Raw genomic sequence first — 14,938 nt, forward strand, 5'->3', positions numbered from 1 at the left:
TATATAATTACCATTTTTTAACATAACAAAAGGACAAATATGAAAATACTATTCACTGGGGCGTGTGGCTATATCGGCTCGCATTGTGCGTTACTTTTCTTGCAGCACACGGACGCGGAAATTATTATCGTGGATAATTTATCAAAGGGCTTTTTAAAAAATTATGAGTATTTAAAGCAGGATTTTGGCGATAGAGTTAAGCTTGTAAGGGAGGATTTGGCGGATTGTGAGGAGGTGTTTAAGCAGTATAAAATCGATACGATTTTGCATTTTGGTGCATTTATAAGTGTGGCTGAATCTGTGGAAAATCCTATACTTTACTACACAAATAATACGGCAAAAAGCCTTAAATTGCTGTCATTTTGCGCGAAATATAAGGTAAAAAACTTTATATTTTCTAGCACCGCAGCCGTTTATGGCGAGCCTAGTGCGGACAAAATGCCAATTTCAGAATCTTATCCGCCAAGCCCTATAAATCCTTATGGCAGCAGCAAACTAATGATAGAGCAAATGCTAAAAGATGTCGCTGAGAGCGATAAGATAAACTATGTGATTTTGCGGTATTTCAATGTGGCGGGGGCTAGTATGCAAAATGATTATAGTAGTGATAGGGCGTTAGGGCAGCGTGTGAAAAATGCCACGCATTTGATAAAGATTGCCTGTGAGTGCGCGTGCAACAAGCGTGAAGGGATGAGCATTTTTGGGACGAATTATCACACAAAAGATGGCACTTGCATACGCGATTACATCCATGTCGATGATTTGTGTATGGCTCATATCGAGGTCTTTAAGCTGCTCCAAGAGACTATCGGTCCATTTGGCAAGACCTTTAATGTGGGCTATGGGCAGGGCTTTAGCGTAAAAGAAGTCATTGAGTGCGTCAAAGAAGTAAGCGGGAATAATTTTAAGACATATATTTCAGGGCGGCGTCCGGGCGATTCTGCCGTGCTAATTGCCGATAATACACAGCTACTAAAGCACACAAGCTGGAAGCCACAATACAACGACTTACGCACGATTATAGAATCTGCGTATAAATGGGAACTTTTTTTGACAAGACAAGATTTACAAAATTAGCGTAAATGATAACACTATTATCACAAAAATAGCAATTTCTCCAAACATTAGAATTTTCATTCTTTTTCTCGTTTTTTTGGCTAAGATTTGTAAGTCTTTTTTGAAATTAGATTCTATATTTTCTAACTTTTTGGCGATGAAAATTGTGTAGTTGTCAAATTCATTTTCTTTTATAGAATCTAAAACATTTTGTATTTCATCGCTATACACTGGCGTGATTTTGGCGAATTTTTCCCATAAATGTATCGCTTCTAACACACGCGCATAGTTGTAGCGGCTAGGCTCGAGCGGATATTGCGGATGTCGCCAAGGTTTGTAGGGCGTGTAGTGATAGATTACGACATTTTCCAAGCCACACTCTAGCTGCCTTCTAGTGTAATACATATCGCAATTTTCTATATTTTCATCTTTTGCAATGCGTATAGGATAACACCCAAAAGCATAACTCATATAATCAAAGCAAGGGCTTAAAATGCCGACATTTCCTTTGAAAATGTAGTTTATTGTATCTTGGTCGTGGAACTCTATTTCATAATTTTTGAAAATATTTTCGCATTTTTTCCAAAGGTTGATTTTGCGACAAGATTCTAAATTAAAAAAAATAAAACCTGCGTTGAAATAGTGTTTATCATAAGTTAGAATCTTTTCTTTGTCAATTTTGTGATGTATAATTTTTTGTGAATGGAAAAAATAATCATGCACTACGTAGGCGAATTTAGATTCCATATTTATACTAAAAAGCCCTCGAATATCCTTAAGAACTAGCATATCGCAGTCTAAATATAACGCATATTTTATGTTAGAATCTAGAAACTCAGCAATCTTAAGCCGATAATATGTGCTGTAATTTCCATTTAAAGTAGGGCAATTCTCAAACAAACTATCATTAATATAATGCACTTTTATAACGCAAGGATAGATTTTGCTTAGCTCGTTTTGGAGGGTTTGGAGGTTAGATTCTAAGTTTTTATCTTTATTAGATTCTATATTGTTGGTTTGAGAGTGATTCCCCCCTCCCTTGCTTAAGGGTGGGCTTAGGGGGGTGGGTATTTTAGATTCTATGTTTTTAGAATCTTGTTTAATCTCCTCAGTGAAAATATGGAAAATGTAGCCTTCTTGCTTTTCATAATCACTTAAAGTGTCGTAATCTAGGGTGTGATAGGTTAGAATCAAATCACTAGAATCTATGGAATCTGCGTTGTTTTGTGTGGGATTTTTTATGGAATCCTTTTAGCAGATTCTAAATCTTTTAAATTATTTACAAGCAAGAGTCTAGCAATAAAATCTATACTTTGCAATTTTTCCACATTTAATCTTGTAAAATATTCGTAATCTAAGCCAGATTCTAAAGCGCACTTTTTGGCAATCTTAGTATTTGTGATTTGCAAAATAGGCTTAATATCTAGCTTTTCAAATATCGCTATGGCTAAATCTATCATTTTTGGCATTTCTTTTTCATCCAAACACTCCGCACCGATTTGATTATACTCAAAGGTAGGATAGCTAAAGACAGGCTGGATGTAGAACCACTTTTTTTGATTAGTGCTGCGACCTAGCCGCTTTGTAATGATGCGAATTACGTCTATTGTGCTATCATTTCGCATTGAGACTTGATAGTTATTTTCGCTACTTAGGCTTATCACATCGCGGTTTAGAAAGCTTTTTTGATGCTGCTGAAAGACAAATATAGGCGTGGTAATCTCGCTAAAATCGCTCTCATAAAACAAACTCGCACAAAGATTCTCAACATCTCGCTTTAACCTAGCTGACAAGCCAAAGTGTAGCTTACTGCCTTTTGGAATCTCATGCTCTAAAATCATCTGTGCTTGTCCTTAAAGTGATTTGTAAGATGTAGATTATAGTGTATTGTTGTAAATTTTTGGAATCTTTGGGATATAATACAAACTATGTTAAATAAAATATTTAAATTTATACTAGATTCTATAATAAGTGCTGTGGTTTTAATTATAGGAATGTTTGCAATATTCTTGCCTATTTTTAATACATTACAGCTTTTAGATATTCGTGATTTCTATCTTTACACATTCATTTTAACGCTAACTAGTAGCCTATCCATATATATATCCTAAAAAGATTCTATAAAACAATATGTGATGAAGCCGCCTTTTTAATGTGTGGAATCTTCATTGTTTTTTGGTGGCTAGTAGCCGCAATTTTTATGCACTATAGTGGTAAGAGCATTTTGTGATTAAACCTAGATTCTATATTTTGCATATTTTCGCAATTTAGTTTTTTTGGGACTTATAAAAATAGGCTTAGAAATATTAAAAGAAGTAGTAATTGAAGGGCTAAAATGGTTACTTAGCAAAAAAGAAATAGAAAAAGACAGCGAAGAAATAATGAAGAAAGGACCCATTGATACAGAAAAAGCCACATTACAAGAGCAAGAAAATTTGCGAAAGCTTTTAGAAAATATTAAAAGTAAAGCCATAAAAGATGCGCAAAACTTAGAATCTCAATTAATAAATATTTATACGCAAACCGCGGATAATTTCAAAGATTATATAGAATCTAATCAAAAATTGCAACGCAGCAAAGACTTAGCAAAATATCAAATAAAAGATTCAATAACAAGAGAAATTATAGAGCAAATACGCCTTGAAAATACGCAGTTTGCAAAGATTCTAAAAATACAAGATGACACTTTAAGGAGAGAAAAAATAAGTGATTTTATAACAAATACGCTAATAAAAGCAATAAAACAAAGCGAAAATATCCTGCAAACAAACATACAATCACTAATCGCTGATATAAAAGAAAACCTGCATTACGACATAAAAATGCAAGAAAATAATCTAAACTCAAAAATGCAGTTTTTAAATTCAATCCTAACTAGCAACGATACGCAAAAACAACAAGCCCAAGCCACGCTAGGACAAAAAATCTTTATAGAATCTAATGTGATTTTAAATCTAGATTCTATAAAATCTTAAAAATATAGAATCTAATCCACAAGATTATAAAAAGATTCTATAAAATCTAAAATCCCAAACCAAATAACAAAGATTCTAAAATTCTAAAAATTTGTAATGTTGTGGAAAGCCCAACTTATAGCAACACTAAATATTTAAAATCTTATTTCATTATTGTATAATTGCACTTTTTTATAACAAAAACATTAAGGATACAAATGACTAGAGTCAATAAAAAACATTTAGTTTTGCAAGATTTACTCAATCACTGCATGGATTCTAATGATTTAGTTAAAGAGTTTCCCAAAAAACATAACTTTGGAAATTTCTTTAATATTAAAAATCTAGATTCTAAATTACCACAAGCTACTAATATAAAAAATAATATGAAACATTCTACTCCTACAATATCTTACACGCAGCCTTTTATCAAATGGGCAGGTGGTAAAAGGGCTATACTTGATTCTATGCTGCCTTTTATGCCAAAACATTTTAATAATTATTTTGAACCATTTTTAGGTGGTGGGGCTTTATTTTTTGTTATTAAAGATTCTAAGATTTCAAATACTTTTCTTAATACGACAAAACAAATTCACTTACAAGATTCTAAAAATATAGAATCTAAATTCTTTCTAAACGATAAAAATACTGAATTAATCAATGCCTATATAATCGTGCGCGATAATCCAAATAAACTTTTAGAATTACTAAAAGATTTTCAAAATAAACACAATAAAGAGTTTTTTTATACCATTAGAAATATGGATAGAAGCAATGATTTTAAAGATTTAGATTCTATCTTTCGTGCAGCTAGATTTATTTATTTAAATAAGACTTGCTTTAATGGACTTTGTAGATACAATTCTAAAGGACAATTTAATACGCCACTAGGTAGCTACAAAAATCCTAAAATCTATGATAAAGATTTGATTTTAAATGCAAGTTTTGCTTTAAAAAATACGCATATCAGCAATAAAGATTTTGAAAATTTAGAATCTAGTATTACAAAAAATGATTTTATTTACTTTGACCCACCTTATTATCCACTAAGTAAGACTTCTAGCTTTGTAAGCTATATAGATAATTTTACGCAAGATTCTCAAATTCGCCTTTTTGAGCTTTTTAAAAGATTAGATTCTAAAGGTGCTAAAGTATTGCTTAGTAATTCAAACACTCCTTTTATAAAAGATTTATATAAAGATTATGAGATTATAGAGCTAAAGGCAAAAAGAGCGATTAATTGCAAAGGTAATGGACGTGGGGAAATTAGTGAATTATTAATAAGGGGGAATTATGAGTAAAAATAATCAATCGTGGCAAAAAATCTATGAAGATTTAAAAATTTATAAACACAATTTTAACGCCGCTCCCTTTTACATCAATACTAATATGATAAAACCTTGCGTTAAAGATTTTAGTAAAACATCACAAAAAGAAGTAAGGATATTATGCAAACAGGATAGCAAAGAAGATAGACCCAATATTTTTATAGAAAATGATTTATTTGTATTGCCTATTAAAAATGGTGAATACATTATTTGTAAAGGCTGTGGCTATGTGGATATACCAAGCATTGATGAAGAATCTAGTATATATAAAAGTAAGTTAGATTTTGAGTTAAAAAGCTCTAACGTAGGTAATAGCGAAATGCAACATTTAGATTTTGCTTATGCTAGTTCGCTCATTCGCACATTTTTAGATGACGATAGCTTAGTTTTAAGCATTCGTGGGCGAAAATATACACCACATTTCACTTTTAATACAAATTTATATCAAAACATAGAGGTAGTATCTGTTCAAACTGAAGTAGATTCTGGCTTTGAGGGACGAAATAATGTCGTTTTAGTAGAGGCAAAAAATTCACAAACTACAAATGTAATTATAAGACAGCTTTACTATCCATTTCGTCAATGGAGCATTCACACACAAAAGCAAGTAAAAACCATATTTTTTGAAAAACGAGATAACGAGTATCTAATATGGGAATTTGGCTTTAGTGATGTGTTAAATTACAATAGTATATTCTTAAAACAAGCCAAAAAGTTTAAGATAGATTCTAAATAGCATTCTTAGAAAATATACACAGAGCTAAAATCACTCATTTCTACAAATTCATATTTTTTACCTGATAGCTTCTGCTCGGCAAAATACTCGTATTGAAAAATCTGCCCTATACCACGGATGTAGTCAGTTACATTTATCTTGCCACCTTTACACTCCATAATAGCCTTAATCTTGCCATTTTCAAATATGCTAAAATCAGCCGTGATTCTATTAATATAAGAATCTTCACCCACAAATTTACATTTATCAAAGTCAATGTCTAAGAGTGAGCAAATATCTTTTTGTAAAGACGTGTTAGTCTGTATTTCATTTTGCAAATCTTTTTCATTCTCAAACATTTATAAAGCCCTTTTTGCGTTTGCTAAGGCGTAATTATAGAATCTTTTATTGAATCTTGTGTTTAGATTTTTAGATTGTATAGAATCTAATTCCTATCTTTGAAATCTTTATAGCTAAATTGTTTCAAAATTTCTAACTTTTTATCTTTTATTACGCAAAGGCTTGGCAGTTCCACGCCATTAAAAGTCGTATTTTTCACAATCGTGTAGTGCATCATATCGACAAACGCCACTTTATCGCCCACACGTAAGGGCGTCTCAAAGCTATAATCGCCGATAACATCGCCCGCAAGGCAAGTAGGACCGCCAAAACGATACCTAAATTTGCCCTTATTTTTACCCAAATCATGCTCCAAATGCCACTTTTTAGTATCCGCATTTAGCGACATTTTGTAGCAGTGCGGACGATATGGCATCTCAAGGCAATCAGGCATGTGCGCACTCGCACTAATATCAAGCACGGCGATATTCCCGCTATTTTGCACAATATCAACGACCTCGCCAACCAAGTCACCGCACTCCCAGCCCACCGCCTCTCCTGGCTCTAAAAAGACCTCGACATTATATTTTTGGCGGAATTTTCGCACAAGTTTTATAAGCAGCGAAATGTCGTAATCATCGCGTGTGATATGATGTCCGCCGCCAAAATTTATCCACTTGCTACGCTTTATGTAGGCTCTAAAATGCTTTGTAAAATGCGGCAGTGTGCGTTTTAGCGCGGTTGAGTCCTGCTCGCAGTGCGTGTGAAAATGCAAGCCGCTAAAATGCTTTGAAAAAAATTCTTTTTTATCGCTGTAACCATACTTTTTGGCAAGTTTTTTTAAGCCTTTTTTAAACTCTTTTGGCGTGATACCTAGCCTACTTTTTGGGATGCAGGGGTTATAAATAGGTGGGCTAACCTCGCTATACAAGGGATTCACACGCAGTCCAACTTGTATTTCTCGTGGCTGGATAGATTCTATAGAATCTTGATTGTCAAAATTCGCAGGATAATTTTCCTTTAAATTTTCAGTGGGTGGGACTGGGTGGGACATTGAATCTAAAGGAAAATTATCCTGCGAATTTTGCGTGATATTAGATTCTATATTTTCTAACTTTTTAGAATCTAAATTAGTAGATTCAGTATTTTTGTTAGAATCTTGATTTTTAGATTCTATATTTTCATTGACGTAGTCAGTAAAATTCGCAGTTGCAGGATTTGTATTAATCTTAAAAATGGGTGGATGGGTGGGAATAGATTGAGACAAATCTTGCAACTGCGAATTTTGCGAGTTATACTCTGTAATTTCTAACTTTTTAGAATCTAAGTTAGTAGATTCAGTATTTTTGTTAGAATCTTGCGACTTAGATTCTATATTTTCATTAGAATCTTGTGGATTTTTAGACTGCCAAAACGCCCTAATTTCAGCGTTTCTAGATTCTATAATGTCTTTAAATTTTTCCCATTGCGTAAAAGAATTAAAAATAATATGCGTGGCATATTTCACAATTTCTTGCATTTGTTCTTTTTTATACGCCGGCGAAAACACGCATATTTCTTTATACTCGCCATTAGATTCTATGGAATCTTGTGTGGATTTAGATTCTATATTTTCTAATTTTTTAGAATCTAAATTATTAGATTCAGTATTTTTAGATTCTGTAGAATCTTGGTCGTTATCTTGCGTTATAGTTTTTTCTTTCTTGCTAGAATTTGTGAAATTCGCAGGGCAATTCTCCTGCCTTACATTATTTGTGGGGGGGAATGGGTGGGGCAAGGAATGTAAGGCAGGAGAATTGCCCTGCGAATTTTTAAAAATATTATATTCTATAACTTTCTTAGATAATAAGTTATGATTTCTAGAATCTTTTCTTGTTAAATTACTCTGCAAATGTTTTAATGTAATTTCTTCATAAGCCAACAACGTTTCATTCAGCCCGCTACAAGTAGCCCCACTTAGAAACTCCCGCACAGGCGCAAACTCACGCCAAAAGCTATATCCTTTCAGTGCGATTAGAATCTTTGCTCCACTTTTATCACTCACATCTTTCAAAGTCCTAAGATTCCAAAGCAAACTATCATAACACAAAACATAGCTAGGACTTGGAATCTCCCCCACATCAAACCCAGCTTCAAACACATCTTGCAAATATTTCTTTTTCATTCCTACACCTTTTAAAAATATAAATCGATTCTCTAATCAGATATGATTTTAAATCGCTTGGCGATTAGCTTGAATGTTGGGGGGAGAATTAGTAGTGTTAGGGCGGATGAAGTGGCTAAGCCGCCTAAAACGACTATGGCTAGTGGCTTTTGCACTTCGCTACCTACTCCTCCTCCTATTAGCATAGGCACTAAACCTAGCGCTGCAATACTTGCTGTCATTAATACCGGTCGCAAACGCCTTTTTGCACCCATTTCTACTGCTTCCTCAACGCTTTTGCCTTGCTTAATTAATTGCACAAAATAGCCTACCATAACCAAACCATTTAGCACAGCGATACCAAAAAGTGCGATAAATCCTACGCTGGCTGGCACTGACATATATTCACCTGATAGATAAAGTGATACAAGTCCGCCGGTTACCGCAAATGGTATATTTAATAGAATCATTAAAGATAAAGTTATAGAGCGGAATGTAAAAAATAAGATAAAAAAGATTACTAAAATGCTAAGTGGAATTACCGTTGCAAAACGCGCATTTGCCCTTTGCTGGTTTTCAAACTGACCGCCATAAGTGATTGAGTAGCCATCTGGGAGTTTTATTTGCGAGTTGATTTTATCCATTGCCTCTTGCACGAAACTTCCTAAGTCGCGATTTTCCACATTGCTACGCACAACGCCTATTCGGCTACTTTGCTCTCGCATAATGCTAATAGGACCATCGACATCCTTAATCTCAGCAACCGAATTTATCGGCACAACCAAATCATTTTCACTACTAAGCTCTAGCCCTTGAAAGCGCGATACATCATTTGCAATGCTAGAATCTTGCCTAATATAAACCGGCGTGCGTGCAAAGCCTTGCGGGATATAATCGATAAATAGCCCCTCTAAAGAGCTTTTCATAAATTTTGCAAACTCTTCAATGCTAATATTTGCCCTTGCCATTTTTTCTCGCTCTGGGATTACATAAAAGTAATTTACGCCCTTATTTAGCGCGGTATAGACTTCCTTGCTACCTTGTATATTTCGCAAGATTTCGGCTATTTCACTACTAATATTATTTAGTTCATTTATATCGCTACCAAAGATTTTTATAGCCAAATCGCCGCGAACGCCGGTTACCATTTCGCTAATTCGCATATCAATAGGCTGTGTAATAATAAATGTTACGCCCTTAAATTCTTGTGTTACCGCGTTTATCTTTTCTATCACTTCCTTTTTGCTTTTGGCTTCCCATTCAGATTCTGGCTTTAAGATTATAAAGCTATCGCTTTGATACACACCGGCTAAGTCTAAGCCTAGCTCGTCTGCTCCAGCCCTTGATACGATTGTCTTTATCTCTGGGACTTTTTCTTTTATTTTCTTAGTGATTTTTAGAATCTGCAGTTTTGATTCTTCAAGTGACGTCGATGGTGCAGTCTCCATTGATAAAACTATATCGCCCTCATCTAAGGTCGGCATAAATGCTGTTCCTATATGTGGGAAAAGTGAGAATGTGGCGACCAAGAAAATTAAAGAAGCCACGATTACAATTCGTCCATTATTAAGACAGAATCTAAGCATAGGATGATATGCTTTTTCTATCAAACGCAGTAAAATCGTTTCTTTATGTGGCTTGATTTTTAATACAAAAGAGCACATTACAGGGATTACCGTGATACTTAAAACAAGTGAGCCAAGCAGGGCAAAAACGATTGTTTCACCAAGTGGCACAAACATTTTCCCTTCTAATCCTTGCAAGGTTAGTATCGGCACAAAAAACACGATAATTATAATGATACCGCTAACAACAGATGGCGCGATTTCTTTACTAGCACGATAAATTGTGTGAATCTTAGTTAGACTTTGTCCGTGAGATAGCTTTTCAAAGGCATTTTCTACCACGACCACGGCGGAATCTACTAAGATTCCAACCGCAATTATTAATCCACCCAAACTCATTAAATTTGCCGTCAAACCATAATGATTCATCATTATAAATGCCGTGCTAAGTGCAAGTGGCAACACAACGCTAACGGCTACCGCAGCGCGTAAATCGCCTAAGAATAAAAATAAAATCACAATAATTAGCACGATTGCTTCAGCTAGGGCTTTTATAACTGAATTTACAGCCTTTTGGGTTAAATCGCTACGATTATAAAATGTGTTTATTTCCACACCAGCGGGGAGTTTGGCTCTTATTTCATCTAGCTTTTTTTCTACCATTGTGATTGTATTTTTGGAGTTTGCGCCACGCAAACCTAGCACGATTCCTTCTGTTGTTTCTTCTTTTCCATCAATAGTAACGAAGCCTAGACGCGTTTTATAGTTTTCTATCACTTGTGCGAAATCTTTGATTCTAACATATCCATTGCCGGTATTAAGGGCTATGTTTTGTAAATCTTGTGTGTTTTTAGCTGCAGATTCTATCTTTACTAGATACATTTCGCCGGGGCGATTTATTATTCCTGCGCCATCATTTTTAAGATTCTCACGCAGGGCAGATTCTAAATCACTTATAGAGATTCCAAGTTTTGCCATATCATGAAAATCTGGTATAACCACATAAGCCTTAGCAAAGCCACCATAGCTACTAACATCCGCCACGCCCTTAATACTACGCAAAGCGGGGCGAATGGTAAAATCTAAAAGTGTGCGTTTATCCACTTCGCTAATATCCCCCTCAATAGTAAACATATACATATCACTTAAGGGCGTTACAATCGGTGCTAGACCGCCACTTACTCCAGCGGGTAATTCACCCATTGCAGTAGTTAGTCTTTCGCTTACCATTTGCCTTGCCACATTCATATTTACAGAATCTTCAAAGTTTATAGTAATATCGGCTATTGCATACTTGCTAACACTTCTTAAAGACGTCTGTCCTTGCAGTCCAAGTAGCTCTAATTCCAAAGGGCGAACCACGCGATTTTCTACCTCTTCAGGAGATGCGCCCGGCATTTTCATAATAATCTTAACTTGAGTAGAACTCACATCCGGGAACGCATCAATAGGAATGTGGATAAAATTATAGATTCCAAAGCAAAGCAAAAGCGAAGCTAGAATGCTAACAATAATTTTTTGTCGCAAAGAAAATTCAATAATCTTAGTGAGCATGACCACCAGCTCCTTCGCCGCCTAAGCCTATCATAATGCCTTTTAGTATCACAAGTGAGCCACGCGCTATATTTGTGCCTACTTTTAAGTCCTTAGATTCTACCACAGAATGTGAATCTCGCTCTTCTAAAATGACAATACTTACAGGCTTAAAACCATTGCTAGTGCGCACAAATGCGATATAATCATCATAATATTTTATCCAGCAATCATCAGGAATAACCACCGCTTTAGAATCTATATCACCAGCGATATAAATCTCCACAATCTCACCTACGCGAAACTTTTTAGATTCTACCCTTGCTACCGCGCTAATCGTATTTGTATTTTTATCGACCACATTTGAAATCGTCTCAATCGTGCCTATTTTTTCCCCGCGAATGTCAAAAACGCTAAAGCCTGTATTTACGCTTGTAGCGCGATTTTGCGGCACTCTAATGCGTAGCAAAACCGAGTTGCTATTTGGCTTTGCTATTCTAATATATGGCGTAAATGCTGGAATCTTTTGTCCTATTTGCATGGGCGCAATGCTTAAAATGCCACTACCTTGCGCTCGCACTAAAAAGCCATACTGCCCACGTGGATTATCCGGGTCAATGCCAAAGATTGTAAAGCTAGATTTTATTTCATTCATTTTAAGTCGCAGTTCATTCATATTTAAGTAGCTTGTTTGATATGCCCTTTGTGAAATCACACCTTGACGAAGTAGCTCTTTATCTTTTCGCTCAACTTCAAGGGCTATTTGATAGCGACTATTTGTATTTTGCAGGGCGAAATATAGCTCACTTAGGGCATTTGAGCTAATTTCTACAATAGGCTCATTTTTTTTCACACTCTCCCCTGCTCTTTTATATAGATTCACTACAACGACTTCAAGGCTAGAATTTTGCGTATATCCATCCCTATCATCAAAATCTACAACCGCAGAAAATGGCACACCCTTTTCATTTGACTTATCACTAATCTTAAAAATCTCAACTTCAGCGGCTTCTAACTCTTGCTGTGTCATTTCGATATTTGGGTAATTAACTGCATTTGCTATGTTGATTAGATTCAGTATTAGTAAAAGGCTTAAAAGTATGGATTTTATGGAATCTAGTTTAAATATAGGGCGGCGGGCGGGCGATAGGAATCTAGATTCTAAGTTTTGTAATATCTTTATAGAATCTTGCTTTTTAGATTCCATAACTTTTATAGAATCTAAATTATTAGATTCAATACTTTTATAGAATCTAGATTCTAAGTTTTGTAATGTTTGTATAGAATCTACGTTTTTAGATTCTATATAATCTTTTGCGTTGGCAAAATTCGCAGGATAAATCTCCCTTAAATTTTTAATGGGTGGGAATGGGTGGGACATTGAATCTAAGGGAGATTTATCCTGCGAATTTTGCCTTTTAGATTCTATAATTTCTAACTTTTTAGAATCTTGCAAGTTAGATTCTATTTTTTGCATAGAATCTTTTTTATATTTAGAAATTCGCAAGGGCAAATTTTCTTTATATTTTAAAGGGTGGGAATGGGTGGGACTTTGGAATCTAAAGAAAATTTGCCCTTGCGAATTTCGCATAATATTAGATTCCATATTTTCTAATTTTATAGAATCTTGCATTGTAGATTCCATAACTTTTTTAGAATCTAAATTACTAGATTCAATACTTTCATAGAATCTAGATTCTAAGTTTTCTTTAGAATCTAAACCTAATATTTTCATAGAATCTTTCACATCAAAACACGCAGAATCTATTGTTTCATTTCTACACTTTATTACATATTTATTACATTTTTTCATTTTATCTCTCCTATTTCAATGAAGCTCTCACCCAAAGTCTCCTCCAAAAGTGCGACCAAATTGATATATTTTATCTGGCTATTCACAAGCTCAATTTGTGAATCCACAAAGGCATTCGCCTGCGTGATATACTCAAAAAGTGTCACTTGCTGCGTTTCATAAGCCAAGCGATTTAGCTCAGCCAAATGGCTTTTTACATCCGTATTATTTTTGGCTACATCAATATATTTTTTTTGCAACTCAAGCTCGTTTAGATACGCACGTGCCTTTATTGCGATTTGTTTTTTGGTAATTGCCGCTTTAGTTAGCGCCCCAGATTCTAAGCTCATATATTTTGCCTTTAAATGCGTCTGCTTCTTTGTCACAGGCAGTGGAATGCTAACTTGCACCTTTGGATTATAGCTATTTAGCGAATAATCTAGCCCACCGCCCATTTCTAAACTACCCCAGTGATTTAGCCCCTCATATTTTGCTAGGTTTTGATACTCCTTGCTTTGCGCGTCCAAAATATCGATGTATAGGGAGTTTGCTAGCTTTGAATCAAGGGCATTCTCCCCCATCTCAACATAGCTAAATTCAAGCCCATTAATCTTAATATCGCCCTTATTTTCAGTGTTATTCAGGCTAGATTCCATAGAATCATTAGATTCAAAAGCGTCCAAATCATACCCACTAAGCGACATTAAATTCTCAATTTCTTGCTGTTTTTTACTGCTTTCAACTGCCATATTTTGCGGCATTTTAGCAGTATCACTTACCATATTTGGCGGCTCAAAATGCGAAATAAACTCATGATTTTTAAGCCCCAAAATCACATACAAACTACGCTGCAGCTCAAGCAAATCATTACGCACCGCAATGGTCGCAAGGGTAGAATCAATGTAGGCGGACTGAAAACTCACATAATCCTTACGGCTAATACTCCCGCCCTCAAGGCGTTTCTTGGCGTTACTAAGCAACTGCAAAAAGTTTTCCTCACGTTTCAAATAATACTGATATTTTTCCTTTGTGGCGACGTAAGTAAGATAGATTCGCTTTGCTCCTATGAAATTGAGATTGCGTATCAATTCATAGTTTTTTTGATATTGCACACCTTTGTTTTGCAGGGATTCTTGCAGGAGCGGATTAACCCACCAAAGCTTTGGCTTTACTAAAAACATAGCACTCCAGCTCGCCCCCCACGCATTTGTCGCCCCGCTACTTAGTGAGCCTTCATTTACCCCCCCAAGTGTGCCTTCAAAGTAAGGGTATTCCCACGCTAGATTTGATTTTGTCTCATTCATAATAGATTCAAAATTTGCCTTATTATTCACAATTTCTAGTGAATTTTGCTCAATTTTTGCCAAAACATCCTTTAACTCGTAAGTCTCGGCATTTAATTTGTGCGTCATATTCAACACAAGAGCAAAAAATATTATAAAATATAGAATCTTTTTAATATAATCTTTCATATTTAATAATTTTTCATAAAACATTATAACGACCTAAATTT

10 protein-coding genes and 1 pseudogene are annotated in these 14,938 nt (G+C 35.0%); 4 read left to right on the plus strand and 7 right to left on the minus strand.

Going from position 1 to position 14,938, the window contains the following annotated elements; translation table 11 throughout:
- Positions 1-39: 39 nt before the first annotated feature.
- Positions 40-1,077 carry a UDP-glucose 4-epimerase GalE gene (gene galE, locus LS64_RS07260; RefSeq protein WP_034573015.1) on the plus strand — a complete coding sequence of 346 codons (1,038 nt, stop codon included), beginning with the start codon at positions 40-42 and terminating at the stop codon, positions 1,075-1,077.
- On the opposite strand, the gene LS64_RS07265 is transcribed toward galE, so the two are convergent.
- Both LS64_RS07265 and LS64_RS07270 read right to left on the minus strand, forming a co-directional pair.
- A complete protein-coding gene (locus tag LS64_RS07265) occupies positions 1,066-2,250 on the minus strand; it encodes a glycosyltransferase family 8 protein (protein WP_034573019.1) in 1,185 nt (394 codons plus the stop codon). The two genes, galE and LS64_RS07265, sit on opposite strands and share 12 nt — an antisense overlap.
- 44 nt (positions 2,251-2,294) lie before the next feature.
- Complete coding sequence (locus LS64_RS07270; protein WP_052062614.1) at positions 2,295-2,897, minus strand: ATP phosphoribosyltransferase regulatory subunit; 603 nt, start codon at positions 2,895-2,897, stop codon at positions 2,295-2,297.
- A gap of 435 nt (positions 2,898-3,332) precedes the next feature.
- On the opposite strand from LS64_RS07270, the gene LS64_RS07275 reads away from it, so the two are divergent.
- The 3 genes from LS64_RS07275 to LS64_RS07285 all read left to right on the plus strand — a co-directional run bounded on the left by LS64_RS07275 (position 3,333) and on the right by LS64_RS07285 (position 6,074).
- Positions 3,333-4,031 (plus strand): hypothetical protein, encoded by a 699-nt coding sequence (locus tag LS64_RS07275; RefSeq protein WP_034573022.1) that lies wholly within the window; start codon positions 3,333-3,335, stop codon positions 4,029-4,031.
- Positions 4,032-4,228: 197 nt separating this feature from the next.
- Positions 4,229-5,311 (plus strand): DNA adenine methylase, encoded by a 1,083-nt coding sequence (locus LS64_RS07280; protein WP_237416219.1) that lies wholly within the window; start codon positions 4,229-4,231, stop codon positions 5,309-5,311.
- Positions 5,304-6,074: a type II restriction enzyme gene (locus LS64_RS07285; protein WP_034573024.1), complete on the plus strand. Its 771-nt coding sequence runs from the start codon at positions 5,304-5,306 to the stop codon at positions 6,072-6,074. Before LS64_RS07280 ends, LS64_RS07285 begins: the two co-directional genes overlap by 8 nt.
- Before the next feature lie 5 nt (positions 6,075-6,079).
- Here the strand turns inward: LS64_RS07285 and LS64_RS07290 are convergent, their stop codons facing one another.
- The 5 genes and pseudogenes from LS64_RS07290 to LS64_RS07310 all read right to left on the minus strand — a co-directional run bounded on the left by LS64_RS07290 (position 6,080) and on the right by LS64_RS07310 (position 14,921).
- On the minus strand, positions 6,080-6,412 hold the full coding sequence (locus LS64_RS07290) for a hypothetical protein (protein WP_034574804.1): 333 nt from the start codon (positions 6,410-6,412) through the stop codon (positions 6,080-6,082).
- Positions 6,413-6,498: 86 nt separating this feature from the next.
- Positions 6,499-7,353 (minus strand): annotated as a pseudogene (locus LS64_RS07295) (type III PLP-dependent enzyme domain-containing protein); the annotation flags it as partial.
- A gap of 1,235 nt (positions 7,354-8,588) precedes the next feature.
- Complete coding sequence (locus LS64_RS07300; protein WP_034573027.1) at positions 8,589-11,654, minus strand: efflux RND transporter permease subunit; 3,066 nt, start codon at positions 11,652-11,654, stop codon at positions 8,589-8,591.
- Positions 11,644-13,446: an efflux RND transporter periplasmic adaptor subunit gene (locus tag LS64_RS13235; RefSeq protein WP_237416218.1), complete on the minus strand. Its 1,803-nt coding sequence runs from the start codon at positions 13,444-13,446 to the stop codon at positions 11,644-11,646. The genes LS64_RS07300 and LS64_RS13235 overlap by 11 nt, the downstream gene beginning before the upstream one ends.
- Positions 13,443-14,921 (minus strand): TolC family protein, encoded by a 1,479-nt coding sequence (locus LS64_RS07310; protein ID WP_118949108.1) that lies wholly within the window; start codon positions 14,919-14,921, stop codon positions 13,443-13,445. The genes LS64_RS13235 and LS64_RS07310 overlap by 4 nt, the downstream gene beginning before the upstream one ends.
- Between the last annotated feature and the right edge of the window lie 17 nt (positions 14,922-14,938).

The sequence above is a fragment of the Helicobacter saguini genome, from assembly GCF_000762875.2.
Lineage (GTDB): Bacteria > Campylobacterota > Campylobacteria > Campylobacterales > Helicobacteraceae > Helicobacter_A > Helicobacter_A saguini.

Excerpts from the sequence above, each read along its gene's own strand:
- galE (WP_034573015.1), top strand. The coding sequence starts at position 40 with ATGAAAATACTATTCACTGGGGCGTGTGGCTATATCGGCTCGCATTGT.
- LS64_RS07270 (WP_052062614.1), bottom strand. The coding sequence starts at position 2,897 with ATGATTTTAGAGCATGAGATTCCAAAAGGCAGTAAGCTACACTTTGGC.
- LS64_RS07280 (WP_237416219.1), top strand. The coding sequence starts at position 4,229 with ATGACTAGAGTCAATAAAAAACATTTAGTTTTGCAAGATTTACTCAAT.
- LS64_RS07285 (WP_034573024.1), top strand. The coding sequence starts at position 5,304 with ATGAGTAAAAATAATCAATCGTGGCAAAAAATCTATGAAGATTTAAAA.
- LS64_RS07290 (WP_034574804.1), bottom strand. The coding sequence starts at position 6,412 with ATGTTTGAGAATGAAAAAGATTTGCAAAATGAAATACAGACTAACACG.
- LS64_RS07300 (WP_034573027.1), bottom strand. The coding sequence starts at position 11,654 with ATGCTCACTAAGATTATTGAATTTTCTTTGCGACAAAAAATTATTGTT.
- LS64_RS13235 (WP_237416218.1), bottom strand. The coding sequence starts at position 13,446 with ATGAAAAAATGTAATAAATATGTAATAAAGTGTAGAAATGAAACAATA.
- LS64_RS07310 (WP_118949108.1), bottom strand. The coding sequence starts at position 14,921 with ATGTTTTATGAAAAATTATTAAATATGAAAGATTATATTAAAAAGATT.